The following is a 15,429-nucleotide window of genomic DNA, read 5'->3' on the forward strand; positions in this document are numbered from 1 at the left end:
CGTTTGGGCACTCAAAGCCGGCGGGGGCCGGTGTCCGGGCGCGACGCGGGTGGGCCCACCTGGGCCTCGGCGTACAGAACCGACAGGCCGCGCTCGTGCGCGAGTACCGGGTTCAGTTCGAGGAAGGCCAACCGCACCTGGTCGTCGGCCAGGTGGCCGACCCGGATCAGCAGGTCGCTGAGCGCGGCCACGTCGACCGGTGGGGTGCCGCGGTAGCCGTGCAGGAGCGGGGCCGCCCGCGGGCCGCGCAGGAGGCGGGCGGCGTCCCGGTCGGTCAGCGGGGCGGGGCACCAGGCCAGGTCGCCCAGCAGGTCGGTGGCCAGGCCGCCCAGGCCGAACCCGACAACCGGGCCGAACGCGGGGTCGTCGACCACCTTGACCACGCAGGGCACCCCCGGTGGCGCCATGCGTTGCACCACCACCTCGACCGCCGTGCCGAAGCGGTCCTGGAGTTCCGCGTGGGCGCGCACCACCTCGTCGACGGTGCCGAGGTTCAGCCGCACCGCGCCCAGGTCGAACCGGTGCCGCCACGGGGTGGCGGCCACCTTCAGGGCAACCGGCAGCCCGAGCATCTCGGCGACCGCCGCGACCGCGTCCGGGTCGCCGCCGACCCGCTGGCCCGCCACCATCTCGATGCCGTAGGCGGCGATCAGGTCGCCGGCCCTCGTGTCGACGCCGGGGGTGGAGCCGGTCCAGCCGTCCTCCGACCCGATCACCGCGGCGGCGGCCGCGCGGTCGACCGTCACCTCGTCGAAGACGCCGGCCGGATCGCGCCGCCACGCGGCGTACGCCGCGACCTTGCCGAGCGCCCGCACCGCCTCCTCGACCGACGGGTAGACCGGCACCCGCCCGACCGCGGAGCCGGGCCCGGGATAGACCGCGATGATCGGCTTGTCCGCGTCACCCACGTCGAGCACGAGCGGCGGCGCGTCCGGCGAGACCGGCGCGTACGCCACCAGAACGGCGTCGACGGCCGGGTCGGCGACGGCCGCGCTCACCGCGTCACCCGAATAGGGCCGCACCGACGTGACCGCCAGGCCCGCGGCGGGCGCCGCGGCGGCCGCCAGCAGACCGAACACCTCGGCGTCGGCGACCACGCCGAGCCGCGACCCGGCCGGCAGCGGCTGGCTGGCCACCAGCGCGCCCACGTCGAACAGTTCGGCGACCGTGTCGACCCGGATCACGCCGGACGACGCGAACAACGCGGCCCCGAACTCGCCCTTCGCCGCCGCGACGGCCACCACGGGCTTGTGCCGGGTCAGTTCGCGGGCGATGCGGGTGAACTTGCGCGGGTTGCCGAACGTCTCCAGGTAGAGCAGCACCGCGTCGGTCTGCGGGTCGTCGCGCCAGTACTGCAACAGGTCGTTGCCGGAGACGTCGGCGCGGTCGCCGGCCGAGACGAACGTCGACAGCCCGATGCCGCGCGCCCCCGCCGCCGCGAGCAGCGCGATGCCCAGCGCGGCCGACTGACTGAAGAAACCGACCCGGCCGGGAACCGGCAGGGCCGGCGCCAGCGTCGCGTTCAGGCCGATCGCGGTGTTCGCGACGCCGAGGCCGGCCGGGCCGACCAGCCGCATGCCGCGGTCGCGGACCAGGCGCACGAGGTCGTCGCGCAACGGCTTGTCGAATCCGGCCGAGATCACCACCAGGCCGGTGACGCCGGCGGCCGCGCACTCCGCGACGACCTCGGCCACGCCGGGCGCGGGCACCGCGATCACCGCAAGGTCGGCCTCGCCTTCCGGCGGTTTCGGGACGGCGGGAAGCCCGCCGATCCGCTTCGCCCGCCGATGCACGGGGTGGATGGGACCGGTGAATCCGGCGGCCACGAGGTGGCGGAGGACCGCGGCGCCCAGCCCGGTGCCGTCGGCGCGGGCGCCGTACACCAGCACTCCACGCGGGTTGAGGAGGCGGGCCACCGACCGGGCGTCGGCCCGCTGCTCGCGGCGCCACTGCACCGACAACGACCGGCTGGTGGTCGCGATCGGGAACGTCAGGTGCACGACGCCGTCGGCGTACTGGCGGGCGACCTCGTAGCCGGCCTCGGTGAACGTGCGGATCATGCGGGCGTTCGCCGGCAGCACCTCGGCGACGAACCGGACGATGCCCTCCTCGCGGGCCCGGGCGGCCAGGTGCTCCATCATCACCGAGCCGAGCCCGCGGCCCTGGTGGGCGTCTTCGACCACGAACGCGACCTCGGCCTCGTCGGCGCCCGCGCCGAGCCGCTCGTACCGGGCCACCGCGATCAGGTCACCACCGGACTCGGCGACGATCGCCTCGCGGTCGTGGTGGTCGACGGTGGTGAACCGCTCCAGGTCGCGCGGCGGGATGCGCGGGTACGGCGAGAAGTAACGGAAGTAGCGGGTGCGCTCGGAGAACCGGCTGTGCATCTCGACGATCGCGTCGGCGTCGACCGGCTCGATCTGCCGCAGCCGCACGGTGGAGCCGTCAGACAGAACCACGTCGGCCGGCTTCATGGGGTCAGTCTCTCGGATCGTGCGGGTCGAGGCCGTGCAACGGGAAGACCGCGTTGCGGGTGGCGGTGATCGCGCGGTCGGTGCTGCCCTCGCCGCCGGGCTGCCACTGCTCGTACAGCGCCCGGCTGCCGTCGGTCATCGTGGTCGGGATCTCCCGGTCCGGGAAGCGGGTCCGGGCCAGTTCGCGCCAGGTCTCCGGGGTGGCCGTGGCCGGGTCGAGCGGGTCGCCGGTGGCGACGGCGAGCAGGTGCGTCCAGGCCCGGGGCACGGCCTCGACCAGCGCGTACCCGCCGCCGCCGGTGGCCACCCACCGGCCGTCGGTGAGCTCCTCGGCGAGGTCGCGCAGGGCCAGGTAGGCGGCCCGCTGCCCGTCGACGGTGAGCTGCAGGTGGGCCAGCGGGTCGAGCCGGTGGGCGTCGGCGCCGCACTGGGTCACCAGGACCTGCGGTCGGAACGCCCGCAGCAGCCCGGGCACCACGGCGTGGAACGCGCGCAGCCAGCCGGCGTCGCCGGTGCCGGGCGGCAGGGCGACGTTCACCGCGAAGCCCTCGGCGCCCTCGCCGCCGGTCTCGGCCGGAAAACCGGTGCCGGGGAACAGAACCATCGGTGACTCGTGCAGGCTGATCGTGAGCACGCGGGAGTCGTCGTAGAAGACCTCCTGCACGCCGTCGCCGTGGTGCACGTCGATGTCGACGTAGGCGACCCGTTCGGCGCCGAGTTCGAGCAGCCGCTTGATCGCCACCGCCGGGTCGTTGTAGACGCAGAAGCCCGAGGCGTAGCCGGGCATCGCGTGGTGCAGGCCGCCCGCGACGTTGACCGCGCGCTTCGTCTCCCCCGACCACACCGCCTCGGCCGCCCGCCGGGTGGCCCCGCACACCAGCGCGCTGGCCTCGTGCATGCGCGGGAACACCGGGTTGTCGGCCGAGCCGAAGCCGTAGCCGGTGAAGTCCGTCGAGCTGCCCGCCTTCTTGACGGCGTCGACGTACTCGGCCGTGTGCACGGTCATGATCTCCTGATCGGTGGCCGGCGCCGGCTTCTCGACGGTGACGCCGGCCCGGTCGAGCACGCCGAGGTCGCGGGCCAGCGCGATGGTGAGTTCCAGCCGCACCGGGTCGAGCGGGTGGTCGCCCAGGTTGTAGCCGAGCATCGACTCGTCCCACAGCACGAGGGTCATGTCGCCGGTCCCTTCGCGATCGGACGGTTCGGGTCGGTGATCCACTCGCTCCAGCTGCCCACGTACAGGGCCGGCGTCTCGTACCCGGCGGCCGTGATCGCGAGCGCGGTGTGCGCCGCCGTGATCCCGGAGCCGCAGTACGTGCCGACGCTGTCCGCGTCACCGATGAGCTTTTCGATCTTCGGACGTAGCTCGGCGGCCGGGCGGAACCGGCCGTCGGCCCGGACGACGTCGCCGAGCGGCAGGTTCCCGGCGCCGGGAATGCGGCCGGCGATCGGGTCGAGCGGCTCCTCCTCGCCACGGAAGCGCACCGCGACGCGGGCGTCGAGCAATGCGCCGGTGCGGGCGAGTTCGGCGGCGCCGGCCGCGTCGAGCACCGGCATCGATCCGGGACGGACGGTGAAGTCGCCCCGTGGCCTCTCCACCGTCGCCGTCTCCGTGGGCCGGCCCTCGTTCTTCCATGCGGCGAAGCCGCCGTCGAGCAGGCGTACGTCGGGGTGACCGGCCCAGCGCAGGATCCACCAGGCCCGGGCGGCCGACCCGACCGGTGGCGCGCCCTCGTCGTACACCACCACCGGGTGATCCGCGGTCAGTCCGAGGTCGCGCAGGGCCTCCTGGAGCGCGGCCGGATCGGGCAGCGGATGCCGGCCGCCGGTGGGGCCGGGCGTGGTTCCGGGCGGACCGGCGAGCACCGCGTCGCGATCGAGGAACACCGCGCCGGGAACGTGTTCCTCCTGGTAGGCGGCCCGGCCGGAACTCGCCGGCGGGAACCGGACATCGAACACCAGGGGCGGCGCGGCCGACGCGAGGGCGGTGGCCAGCTCCGAGACGTCGATCAGCGGGTTCACCACACCAGTCTGTCCTACCCAGCGGGTACCATTCCCACCCGGGAGGCAAGGCTGTGAATGACCTGGTCGACACCACAGAGATGTACCTACGAACCATCCTCGAGCTGGAGGAGGAGGGGGTCCAGCCGCGGCGCGCGCGCATCGCCGAGCGGCTGCACCAGAGCGGCCCCACCGTCAGCCAGACCGTGGCCCGCATGGAGCGAGACGGGCTGCTCGTCGTCGAGGGTGACCGCATGCTCCGGCTCACCGACCACGGCCGCACGTACGCGGTCGCGGTGATGCGCAAGCACCGGCTCGCCGAGCTGCTGCTGGTCAACGTCATCGGGCTGCCCTACGAGGAGGCCCACGGCGAGGCCTGCCGCTGGGAACACGTCATGAGCGACAGCGTCGAGAAGCGCGTGTACGAGCTGCTCGGCCGTCCCACCCGTTCCCCGTACGGCAACCCCATCCCCGGGCTCGACGAGTTCGACGGGCTGCCCCACGACGAGCCGACCGACGGCGAACGCAACCTCGCGTTCCCCGGCCTCGGTGGCCAGGTGGTGGTCAGCCGCATCTGCGAGAGCGTGCAGACCGACGCCGACGTGCTGCGGCTGCTCCACATCGCGGGCGTCGGCCCGGGTGCGAAGGTCACCGTCGCGCAGGAGCGCGACTCGGTGCGCATAGACCGGGGCGATGAGCAGGTGCGCCTGCCCCGCGAGGTGGCGTCGCGCGTGTTCGTCACGGCCGAGCGCTAGCGCGGCCGCGCGGTAGTCAGGCCACCACGGGGCTGCGGCGTTCGATCAGTACGACGTCGCGCCAGGTGCCGTGGTGGCGGGCGATCCGCTCGCGGGTTCCGACCGCCCGGAACCCGCAGGCGACGTGCAGTGCCAGGCTGGCCGTGTTCTCCGGGAACACGGCCGCCTGAATGGTCCAGATCCCGGCGCGCTCGGTCGATTCGATGAGCGTGCCGAGCAGCGTGCGTCCCACGCCCAGGCCGCGGGCGTCCGGGTGGACGTACACCGAGTGCTCCACCACTCCCGCGTACACGTCCCGGCTCGACGTCGGTCCGCACGCCACCCAGCCCAGCACCCGGTCGTTCTTCACCGCGACGTACCGGTGGCCCTTCGTCGCGACGAACCGCTCCCACGCCGGCGGCTCGGTCTCGAACGTGGCGTGGCCGGTGGCGATGCCGAGCCGGTAGATGTCGATGACCTCGGTGGCGTGTTCGTCACCCATCGTCGCGACGGCGACCCTGTCGTGTTCTGACACCCATCCAGTCTGGCGGGCAGCCACGAATGTCCTCATGACCGCATTCACACGCGCGCTTATTGCCCGATCTATGCAACAACGGCAGAACGGCAATATGCTGGCGACGCGATCTACCCAGGGAGGACGCCGTGGACGCCCCCATAACCACCGAAGCGATGCACATTGCCAACGGCATCGTGAACGGCCCCGTCTCCGCAGTTTTCGCCATCATCGCCGCGGTCGGGCTCGCGTTCTGCGTCCTTCTCGCCCGGCAGGACCTCGACGACCGGCTCGCGCCCGTCGCCGGGCTGGTGGCGGCGTTCATCTTCGCGGTGCAGATGCTCAACTTCCCGGTGCTGCCGGGCGTCTCCGGGCATCTGCTCGGCGGCGCGCTGGCCGCCATGCTCGTCGGCCCGTGGGTCGGCGCCCTGTGCGTGGCGACCGTGCTGGTGGTCCAGTGCCTGTTGTTCGCCGACGGCGGCCTCACCGCGCTGGGGTTGAACATCACCAACATGGCGCTGCTCGGTACGGCGGCCGCCTACCTGCTGATCGTGGTGCTGATGCGGGTGCTGCCGAAGACCGTCGGTGGCGCGGCGACCGCCGCGTTCATCGCCTCGGTGGTCAGCGTCGTGGTCGCGTCGCAGGGCTTCGTGCTGCAGTACGCGCTCGGCGGCACCACCGAGCTGTCGCTGGCCACGATCTCCGCCACGATGGCCGGCTCGCACCTGCTCATCGGCATCGGTGAGGGGCTCATCGCCGCCACCACGGTGGCCACGGTCGCCCGGGTGCGGCCCGACGTCGTCTACGCGCTGCGCCGGTTCCGGTCGGGCGCGCCGGTCCTGGTGGAGAGTGCGGCATGAGTGCCGGAGCGAAGCGTAGGCGCTCGTGCCGCAGGCTTTTGTCCTTTGCTTTGAGAGGCACAGCGTGAATAAAAAACTGGGCTTCTTTCTGCTTGGCGGGCTGCTGGTCTCGTTGCTGCTGGCCGGCGTGGTGAGCAGTTTCGCGTCGTCGAGCCCCGACGGGCTGGACTCCGCGGCCCGCGAGGGCTGCACGTTCGACGCCGACGGCAACATCACCGGCGGCACCTGCATGGCCCAGAACGAGCAGGAGCACCAACTGGGCGGTGGCCCGCTCGCCGACTACGGCATCAAGGGCATCGGCAACGAGTACCTGTCGACCGGCCTGTCCGGCGTGCTCGGCGTGCTGGTCACGTTCGGGATCGGTGCCGGCGTCTTCTGGCTGGTGCGGCGGCGCACCCGGGAACCGGCGCATTAATGGGCGCCGGGCACGCCCATCCGCTGTACCTCGACCGGGCGAGCCCGCTGCACCGCCTCCCGCCCGAGGTGAAGATCGCCGCGATGGTGGCGTTCACGATCGTCGTGGTCGCCACGCCGCGGCACTACCTGTGGGCGTTCGGCGGGTACGCGCTGCTGCTGGTGCCGGTGGCGGTGCTCGGCCGGGTGCCCGCGTGGTGGCTGGTCAAGCGCGCCACCATCGAGCTTCCGTTCGTGCTGCTCGCGGTGGTGCTGCCGTTCGCCGGCGGCGGTGAGCGGGTCACCTGGCTCGGCCTGTCGCTGTCGGTCGACGGGCTGTACGGCGCGTGGAACATCGTCGCCAAGGGCACGCTCGGCGTCCTCGCGTCGCTGCTGCTGGCCGCCACCACCCTGATGCGCGACCTGATCGCGGGCCTCGACCGGTTGCGCTGCCCGCAGATCGTGGTGCAGATCGCCACGTTCATGCTGCGTTACCTCGACGTGATCGGTGCCGAGGCGCGCCGGATGCACGTGGCCCGGCTCTCCCGGGGCTACGATCCGCGCTTCGTCTGGCAGGTCCGGGCGTTCGCCGCGAGCGTCGGCACGCTGTTCCTCCGCGCGTTCGAGCGGGGCGAGCGGGTCTATCTCGCGATGGTGTCGCGCGGGTACGCCGGCCGGCTGCCGGCTCCCGACCGCGCACCGGCAACCGCCGGCCAATGGTTGTCCGCCGCGGTGCTCCCGATATCGGCCGTTATCGTGGCCGCCGCCGCATTCCTGGTGTGACCTGCGCCGTTGACAGCGGGCTCCCAGCATCAGCAGGATGACTGTCACAACTCGATAGCCGTGCGTTGATGGGGGAAGTCCGGTCGAATTCCGGCGCTGGCCCGCAACGGTAGGCGGCGAACACTGCGTGTTCGTCGCGAGCCCGAGTACCCGTCCACGTGCGTGTTCCACCAACACCCGTCGTGGCCCACGGGTCGGAAGCCGCCGGGTCGTACCGGCCCTTTTGACAACCAGGGCCGGAGAGGCCCGCCTCATGGCTGTCCGCCGGCACCGCGCCGTCACCCTGCTCGTCGGGGTACTCGCCGCGCTCGCCTTCACCGCCGCGCCCGTTGCGGCCGCAACCACCATTCCGGCTAATCCCACTGACGCCGCGGCCGGCTGGCTCGCTCGCCAGCTCGTCGACGGCGAACGGTTCGAGGTCGTCTTCGACGGCGTCGCCTATCCCGACCAGGGCCTCACCATCGACGCGATCCTCGCGTTCGCCGCCGCGAAGGTCGCCGACGCCGACGCCGCGAGGGCCACCGCCTGGCTGGCCCGGCCGGAGATCCTCACCGGCTACATCGGCGACGGCACCGAGGCGTACGCGGGTGCCACCGCGAAGGCGGCGTTCGCCGCGCAGGTCCGCGGCCGGAACCCGGCGGCCTTCGGCGGCGTCGACCTGATCACCCGGCTGCGCGGCCTGCTGGCGCCGTCGGGCCGGTTCTCCGACCGGTCGGCGTTCGGCGACTACAGCAACGCGTTGACCCAGTCCTTCGCGCTGCTTACGCTGCGGCGCACCGCCGCCGGCGCGCCCGCGTCGGGGGGCGCGTACCTGGCCGCCAGCCGCTGCCCGGACGGCGGGTTCCCGGTGCAGTTCGAGCAGCCGACGTGCGCCAGCGAGGTCGACGCCACCGCGTTCGCCGTGCAGGCGCTGATCGCGGTCGGCCGGTACGCCGACGCCGCCCCGGGCGTCCGGTGGCTGGCGTCGAAGCAGGCAGCCGACGGTTCGTTCGCCGACTTCGCCGGCGTCGTCAACGCCAACAGCACCGGCCTCGCCGCGCAGGCCCTGCTGGCCGCCGGCCGGCCGTTCGCCTGGCTGAAGGCCCGCTCGTTCCTGCTGACCCTCCAGGTCGGCTGCTCCGGTGCCGCCGCCGATCGCGGCGCGATCGCCTACACCGGCAGCGGTCGGTCTGTCGCCGAGAGAGGCGACGGCACGGGTTTCGACCCGTCGACCGCGCCCCGCGCCACCGCACAGGCCGTGCCGGGTCTCGCGGCGGCTCCCCTCGCGACCCTCACCGCGGCCGGTTCCCGGGCCGCCGCCCCCGTTCTCGCCTGCCGCTGACCCCAGGAGTTGAGATGACACTCGTTCCACGTCGGTGGCTCGCCACCGCTCTCGCCGCCCTCGCCGTCTCCACCGCGTTGCTCGTCGTCGACTCCGCGCCGGCGAGCGCCGCGGCCTGCTCTCCCGGCACCGGGGTCACCGTGGTCGTCGACTACGGCCCGCTCGGTGGCGGCGTCGTCGTCGGCTGCCGGCTCGGCGACCCGCCCACCGGCGTCCAGGCGTTGCAGGGCGCCGGGTTCACCGTCACCGGCACCACGCGGTGGGGCCTGGCGTTCGTCTGCCGGATCAACGGCAAGCCCACCGCGGCGCAGGACCCGTGCGTGAACACCCCGCCGGTCACGGCGTACTGGTCGTACTGGCACGCCGCTCCGGGCGGCACCTGGACGTACAGCACCGCCGGCGCCAGCACGTACAACCCGGCACAGGGCACGGTCGAGGGCTGGCGGTTCGGGTCCGGCCAGCAGCCGTCGATCGCCCCTCCCGCCTAGGAAGGCAGTTTCATGCGTCGCACTGTTCTGGCCGGTCTCGCGGCCGCCTCCGTCGTCGGGGTGACCGTGGCGACGGCCGCGCTCGCCGCACCCGACAACGAGCACGCCGCCGCCGGCCGGACCGCCGCGACCTGGCTGACCACGCAGTTGCGGGACGGGCTTCTGCAGAACCAGTTCGGCGACGAGTTCTCCCCCGACGTGGGTCTGACCATCGACGCCCTGCTGGCGATGAAGGCCACCGGTATCGACGCGGTGACCGTCACGACGGTCACCGACGCGGTCGCCCGCAAGGCGGCCACGTTCGCCATCAACGACATCCCCGTCGACACCGACGACGACGGGGAGGTCGACACGACCGTCCGCACCGTCGACGCCGGGTCCACGGCCAAACTGCTCTTCGCCGCGGTCGTGTCCGGCCGCGACCCGAAGGCGTTCGGCCTCGACCTCGACGACCTGATCCGCGGCCTGATCGCCACCGACGGACCGCACCAGGGCCGGGTCCGCGACATCAACCCGGAGAACTGGGGCGGCGACGGAAGCAACGTGTTCGACCAGTCGCTCGCCGTGCTGGGCCTGGCGGGTAGCGGCGGGGCGCCGCCCGACGTCGTCAATTTCCTGATCAAGCAGCAGTGCCCGGCCGGTGGATTCCGGCTCAACCCGGCCACCGACGGTTCGGCGTGCGCCGACGACGGCCGGGCCGACGTCGACGCCACGGCGATCGCCGTGCAGGCGCTGGTCGCGGCTGGCTCCGACGATGCGGCCGGCAAGGGTGGCGACTGGCTGGCCGGCCTCCAGGCGGCCAACGGGTCGTTCCGGAACGGGCCGCAGGCGCCGGATCCGTTCATCGTCCCGGTCGAGAACAGCAACAGCACCGGTCTCGGCGGGCAGGCACTCGCCGCGACCGGGCACTCCGAGGAGGCCGGGAAGGCGGCCGCGTGGGTCGCCGCGCTGCAGTGGACCGCCGGCGCCGACCGCGGTGCGATCGCCTACGACAAGGAGGCGTTCGACGCCGGCGCCCCCGACGACACCAGCCGCGACCAGTGGCGCCGGGCGTCCGCGCAGGCGCTGCTGGGGCTGGCGCAGGTGCCGTTCGGTGAGATCTCTAAGGTGCCGGCGGGTGAGCCCTCGTCCTCGTCCCCGTCGGCGTCCGCGTCGGCTTCTTCTTCGGCGTCGTCATCGGCGTCGGCGTCTTCGTCGACGTCCGCCTCGGCGTCGGCGTCCGCGTCGGCGACGACCACGCCCACGCCCACGACCACGCCCACCGGCAACCTCGCGACCACCGGTGAGCCGGTGATGCGGTTCGCGATCTACGCGCTCGGCCTGATCCTGGCCGGCGCGATCCTGGTGATCGCGGCGCGGCGCCGGCGGTCGTCGGCATGATCCGCCGGTTTCTGGGCGCGGCCGCGGTCGTCGTCCTCGTGGTCTTCGGCGGCGCGGTCCTCGCCGCGCCGCCGGCACAAGCGGCCGGGACCGCGGGGTACTGCCCGGACGCCGCCGGCGTGACGGTCGTGGTCGACTTCCACGACCTCGGCGGCGGCGTGGTGATCCGGTGCGCTCCCGGCGATCAGTCGACCGGGCTCAGCGCGATGAAGAACGCCGGGTTCTCGGTCGCCGGCACGGTCCACGACGGACCGGGGTTCATCTGCCGCATCGACGGTAAGCCCACCGTCGCCACCGAGCCGTGCGTCAAGACGCCGCCGGTCACGGCGTACTGGTCGTACTGGCACGCGTCGGACGGTGGGTCGTGGACGTACAGCCAACTCGGCGCGGCGAACCGTAAGCCACCGTCGGGCAGCTTCGAGGGCTGGTCGTTCTCGAAGGGCCAGGCGTCCGAAAGCACCGTGCCGCGCCCGGGCGTCGCGCCGAAGCGGCCGGTTGCCCCGCCGCCGCCGGCGGGTGGCGGGACGCAGCCCGGCGGACCCCAGCCCGGCGGTGGTGGTCAGCCCGGCGCCCAGCCCGGCGGCGGAGGTCAACAGCCCGGCGGAGCCCAACCCGGCGCTGAACCCGGCGCCGCCGGTTCCGCCGGCGCTTCGGGCTCTCCCGGCCCGCCCGGTGCCTCCGGCGCGGCCTCGGGCGGTGCTTCCGGTGCGGCCTCAAGCGATGCGGTGCCGGGCGGAACGGACACCGGCGCGCCGGCGACCGACGTGGCCACCCGGCCGACCGGCTCGACCGGGATGCCCGCCGGCACCCTCGCCGGGGTCGGCCTGCTGCTGGTGTTCGCGGTCGCGGCGGGGATCACGGTGTGGCGGCGCAAGCGGTCAGCCGTCGAGGAGCCTTGATCCTCCCCCGGACCCTGCATCCGGGCGCCTGGTGGATCTGGGCGCTCGGCCTCGCCACCGCTGCGAGCCGGACCACCAACCCGGTCCTGCTCGCGCTGATCGTCGCCGCGGCGTCGTTCGTGGTCGCCCGGCGCCGCGGCGACGCGCCGTGGGCGCTGGCGTTCCGGCTGTACCTGTGGCTGGGCGCGCTGATCGTGGCCAGCCGGTTGCTGTTCCGCGTGATCTTCGGCGGGGGCGGCGGGACGCACGTCCTCTTCACCCTGCCGGAGATTCCGCTGCCGGAGTTCGCCGCGGGCATCCGGTTGTTCGGGCCGGTGGCCGCGGAGGAACTGCTCTCCGGCCTGTACGACGGGATGCGGCTGGCCGCGATGGTCGTCTGCGTCGGCGCCGCGAACGCGCTGGCGAACCCGAAGCGGCTGCTCAAGCTCGTGCCGGCGGCCCTGTACGAGGCGGGGACGGCGATCGTCGTGGCGCTGTCGGTGGCGCCGCAACTGGCCGAGAGCGTGCTGCGGGTGCGCCGGGCGCGCCGGTTGCGGGGCGGCACGGGCGCGGGCGTCCGGGCGTTGCGGGCCATCCTGCTGCCGGTGCTCGCCGACGCGCTCGACCGGTCGCTGACGCTGGCAGCGGCCCTGGACTCGCGCGGCTACGCCCGGGCGGGCACCACACCGTTCCGGGTGCGGTTGGCCTCCGGCACGTTGGTCGTCGGCGGGCTGATCGGCGTGTGCGTCGGCGTCTACGGGCTGCTCGACGGGACTACGCCCCGCGCCCTCGGTTCACCGATGCTGTTCGCGGGCGCCGCGGCGGCCGTCACAGGGATGCTGCTCGGCGGGCGGCGGATCGGGCGGACGCGGTACCGGCCCGACCGGTGGGGCACGCCCGAGACGGTGACCGCGCTGTGCGGCGTCGGCACCGGTGCGCTGCTGTTCGCCACGGTCTCGCTCGACCCGGGCAACCTGTACCCGTCGCTGAGCCCGCTCACCTGGCCGGCGCTGGCCCCGCTGCCCGCCGCGGCGATCACGCTGGCCGCGCTGCCGGGAGTCGTCACGCCCCCACCGGTCCCCTCATGATCATTTTCGACCGGGTGAGCGTCACTTATCACGAGGCCACCGAGGCCGTTGTCCGCGATGTGTCCCTGACCATCGACGAGGGCGAGCTGTGCCTGGTCACCGGTGCGACCGGCGCCGGCAAGTCGACGCTGCTGCGGGCCGTGAACGGGCTGGTGCCGCACTTCACCGGCGGGACGCTGGCCGGGCGAGTGGTCGTCGACGGCCGCGACACCCGGGACTTTCCGCCGCGGGAGCTGGCCGACGTGGTCGGCATGGTGGTGCAGGACCCGCTGCACGGGTTCGTCACCGACACGGTCGAGGAGGAACTGGCGTACGGGATGGAGCAGCTCGGCGTCCCGGCGTCGACGATGCGCAAGCGCGTCGAGGAGACGCTCGACCTGCTCGGCATCGCCGAGCTGCGGAACCGTCCCCTGCGGACGCTCTCCGGCGGCCAGCAGCAGCGCGTCGCGATCGGGGCCGTGCTCACCGCGCACCCGCGCGTCATCGTGCTCGACGAACCCACCTCGGCGCTCGACCCCACGGCCGCCGAGGACGTGCTCGCCGCCGTCACCCGGCTGGTCCACGATCTCGGCATCACCGTGCTGATCTCCGAGCACCGCCTGGAGCGTGTCGTGCAGTACGCCGACCGGATGCTGTACCTGCCCGGCGACGGCACGGTCGTCGACGGTCCGCCCGCTGCTGTTCTGGCGACGACGGCGATCGCGCCGCCGATCGTGGAACTGGGCCGGCTCGCCGGCTGGGACCCGCTGCCGCTCTCGGTCCGCGACGCCCGCCGCCGGGCTTCCTCCCTGCGCGAGCGGCTGGCCGGCGGCAATCCGCCGGCGCGGTCCCCATCCGATGGCGAGCCGCGGCTGACCGCGCGCGGCGTCGTCGTGCGGTACGGCGATCTGGTGGCCGTGAACCGGATCGATCTCGACCTGCGCGCGGGCGAGGTGGTGGCGTTGATGGGCCGCAACGGGTCCGGGAAGTCCTCGCTGCTGTGGGCGGTGCAGGGCGCGGGTGCCCGGCAGCGGGGCACGGTCGACGTCGACGGCGCGGATCCGGCGCGCCTGGCGCCGGCGCAGGCCCGGCGACGGGTCGGGCTGGTGCCGCAGACCCCGGCCGACCTGCTCTACCTCGACACGGTCGCGGCGGAATGCACTGCCGCGGACCGCGAATCGGGTTCCGACGCGGGCGTTTGCCGCGCGCTGCTCGACCGGCTCGTCCCCGGCATCGCCGACGACCGGCACCCGCGCGACCTGTCGGAGGGGCAGCGGCTCGCGCTCGTGCTCGCGGTCCAGTTGACGGCCGCGCCGTCGGTCGTCCTCCTCGACGAACCCACGCGTGGCCTGGACTATCCGACCAAGCGCCGGTTCGCGGACATCGTGCGCGACCTCGCGGCGCGCGGCGCCGCGGTGGTGGTCGCCACCCACGACGTCGAACTGGTGGCCGCGCTCGCCGACCGGGTCGTGGTGATGGCGCAGGGCGAGGTGGTCGCCGACGGGCCGACGGCCGAGGTGGTCGTGGCGTCGCCGACGTTCGCCCCGCAGACCGCGAAGATCCTGCACCCGCTGCCGTGGCTGACCGTCACCGACGTTGCTTCGGCGTTGGCATGAGCGAGCGCAGCGAGCGAATCATCAACTCAGTGCTTAGGCTCATGCGTCGCGGAGCGCAGCGGAGCGATGCATGAGCGTGCTGCGCCGGTCTCCGCGGTCTCCGCGTTCTCCGCGGTCTCCGCTTTCGCTGCTTTCTCCGCGCACCGCGTTCGTACTGGCGCTCGCCTCGCTGGCCGGCCTCGCCGCGTTCTTCTGGCCCCTGTTCGTGCCGGCCCGGCCGGAGGCGATCGCCCGCACCGCAGAGGCGCCGTTGATCTTCGCGGTGATCCTGCCGGTGCTGGTCGCCGTCGTCATCGCCGAACTCACGAGCGGCGGCCTCGACACCAAGGCGCTGGCGATGCTCGGCGTCCTCTCCGCGATCAACGCGGCGCTGCGGCCGCTCGGCGCCGGCACCGCCGGCATCGAGACGGTGTTCTTCCTGCTCGTGCTCGCCGGCCGGGTGTTCGGCCCCGGCTTCGGGTTCCTGCTCGGCTCGACGTCGCTGTTCAGTTCGGCCCTGCTCACCGCCGGTGTCGGCCCGTGGCTGCCGTTCCAGATGCTGGCCGCGTCGTGGGTGGGGCTGGGCGCCGGGTTCCTGCCGCGCCGCGTCACGGGGCGGGCCGAGATCGCGATGCTGGCCGGCTACGCGGCGGTGAGCGCCTACGCGTACGGGTTCGCGATGAACATGTGGTTCTGGCCGTTCAGCGCGGCCGCCGACACGCAGTTGTCGTACGTGGCGGGTGCGCCGTTGCTGTCTAATCTGCACCGTTTTGTGCTGTTCACGGTCACGACGTCGTCGTTGGGGTGGGACACCGGCCGGGCGATCACCAACGGGGCGGCGGTCGCCGTGCTGGGTACGGCGGTGCTCGGCACCTTGCGCCGGGCCAACCGCCGGGCCGCCTTCGACGCGCCGGTGACCTTCAGGTCTTAGACCGGCTCTC

At 73.5% G+C, this 15,429-nt stretch carries 14 protein-coding genes, 1 pseudogene and 1 riboswitch; of the genes and pseudogenes, 11 read left to right on the forward strand and 4 right to left on the reverse strand.

What is annotated here, in order from left to right:
* Positions 1 to 11: 11 nt before the first annotated feature.
* From Vau01_RS01890 to Vau01_RS01900, 3 genes are read right to left on the reverse strand one after another with little or no spacing between them, the layout of a single operon-like run.
* Positions 12 to 2,474, reverse strand: coding sequence for a bifunctional acetate--CoA ligase family protein/GNAT family N-acetyltransferase (locus tag Vau01_RS01890; RefSeq protein WP_203986310.1), 2,463 nt, complete (start codon positions 2,472 to 2,474; stop codon positions 12 to 14).
* A 4-nt stretch (positions 2,475 to 2,478) separates the two neighbouring features.
* Positions 2,479 to 3,648, reverse strand: coding sequence for an acetoin utilization protein AcuC (locus Vau01_RS01895; protein ID WP_203986312.1), 1,170 nt, complete (start codon positions 3,646 to 3,648; stop codon positions 2,479 to 2,481).
* On the reverse strand, positions 3,645 to 4,496 hold the full coding sequence (locus tag Vau01_RS01900; protein ID WP_239151225.1) for a sulfurtransferase: 852 nt from the start codon (positions 4,494 to 4,496) through the stop codon (positions 3,645 to 3,647). Before Vau01_RS01900 ends, Vau01_RS01895 begins: the two co-directional genes overlap by 4 nt.
* A 53-nt stretch (positions 4,497 to 4,549) precedes the next feature.
* Here Vau01_RS01900 and Vau01_RS01905 point away from each other — a divergent pair, with 53 nt between their 5' ends.
* Positions 4,550 to 5,230, forward strand: a complete 681-nt coding sequence (locus Vau01_RS01905; protein WP_203986314.1) for an iron-dependent transcriptional repressor DtxR — start codon at positions 4,550 to 4,552, stop codon at positions 5,228 to 5,230.
* A 16-nt stretch (positions 5,231 to 5,246) separates the two neighbouring features.
* Here the strand turns inward: Vau01_RS01905 and Vau01_RS01910 are convergent, their stop codons facing one another.
* Positions 5,247 to 5,711 (reverse strand): GNAT family N-acetyltransferase, encoded by a 465-nt coding sequence (locus Vau01_RS01910; protein ID WP_239151241.1) that lies wholly within the window; start codon positions 5,709 to 5,711, stop codon positions 5,247 to 5,249.
* Positions 5,712 to 5,899: 188 nt separating this feature from the next.
* Between Vau01_RS01910 and Vau01_RS01915 the strand changes: the two genes are divergently transcribed.
* From Vau01_RS01915 to Vau01_RS01960, 10 genes and pseudogenes are all read left to right on the forward strand, one after another.
* Positions 5,900 to 6,583 carry an energy-coupling factor ABC transporter permease gene (locus tag Vau01_RS01915; protein WP_373320152.1) on the forward strand — a complete coding sequence of 228 codons (684 nt, stop codon included), beginning with the start codon at positions 5,900 to 5,902 and terminating at the stop codon, positions 6,581 to 6,583.
* Positions 6,584 to 6,647: 64 nt separating this feature from the next.
* Complete coding sequence (locus tag Vau01_RS01920) at positions 6,648 to 6,998, forward strand: PDGLE domain-containing protein (protein ID WP_203986318.1); 351 nt, start codon at positions 6,648 to 6,650, stop codon at positions 6,996 to 6,998.
* Positions 6,998 to 7,759, forward strand: a complete 762-nt coding sequence (cbiQ, locus tag Vau01_RS01925; protein WP_203986320.1) for a cobalt ECF transporter T component CbiQ — start codon at positions 6,998 to 7,000, stop codon at positions 7,757 to 7,759. The genes Vau01_RS01920 and cbiQ overlap by 1 nt, the downstream gene beginning before the upstream one ends.
* Positions 7,760 to 7,780: 21 nt before the next feature.
* Positions 7,781 to 7,931: riboswitch (cobalamin riboswitch) on the forward strand.
* An 81-nt stretch (positions 7,932 to 8,012) separates the two neighbouring features.
* A complete protein-coding gene (locus Vau01_RS01930; protein WP_203986322.1) occupies positions 8,013 to 9,080 on the forward strand; it encodes a peptidase in 1,068 nt (355 codons plus the stop codon).
* A 14-nt stretch (positions 9,081 to 9,094) separates the two neighbouring features.
* Positions 9,095 to 9,568, forward strand: a complete 474-nt coding sequence (locus tag Vau01_RS01935) for an SCO2322-related protein (RefSeq protein WP_203986326.1) — start codon at positions 9,095 to 9,097, stop codon at positions 9,566 to 9,568.
* A gap of 12 nt (positions 9,569 to 9,580) precedes the next feature.
* Positions 9,581 to 10,948, forward strand: a complete 1,368-nt coding sequence (locus Vau01_RS01940) for a prenyltransferase/squalene oxidase repeat-containing protein (RefSeq protein ID WP_203986328.1) — start codon at positions 9,581 to 9,583, stop codon at positions 10,946 to 10,948.
* Entirely contained in the window at positions 10,945 to 11,847 is a 903-nt protein-coding gene (locus tag Vau01_RS01945; RefSeq protein WP_239151226.1) for an SCO2322-related protein, read from the forward strand. The genes Vau01_RS01940 and Vau01_RS01945 overlap by 4 nt, the downstream gene beginning before the upstream one ends.
* Positions 11,811 to 12,914: a CbiQ family ECF transporter T component gene (locus Vau01_RS01950; protein WP_203986331.1), complete on the forward strand. Its 1,104-nt coding sequence runs from the start codon at positions 11,811 to 11,813 to the stop codon at positions 12,912 to 12,914. Before Vau01_RS01945 ends, Vau01_RS01950 begins: the two co-directional genes overlap by 37 nt.
* Positions 12,911 to 14,509, forward strand: a complete 1,599-nt coding sequence (locus Vau01_RS01955) for an ABC transporter ATP-binding protein (protein ID WP_203986334.1) — start codon at positions 12,911 to 12,913, stop codon at positions 14,507 to 14,509. The genes Vau01_RS01950 and Vau01_RS01955 overlap by 4 nt, the downstream gene beginning before the upstream one ends.
* Positions 14,510 to 14,579: 70 nt before the next feature.
* Positions 14,580 to 15,410 (forward strand): annotated as a pseudogene (locus Vau01_RS01960) (ECF transporter S component); the annotation flags it as partial.
* Positions 15,411 to 15,429 lie beyond the last annotated feature (19 nt).

Origin of the sequence: Virgisporangium aurantiacum (assembly GCF_016863635.1) — a bacterium.
Classification (GTDB): Bacteria; Actinomycetota; Actinomycetes; order Mycobacteriales; family Micromonosporaceae; genus Virgisporangium; species Virgisporangium aurantiacum.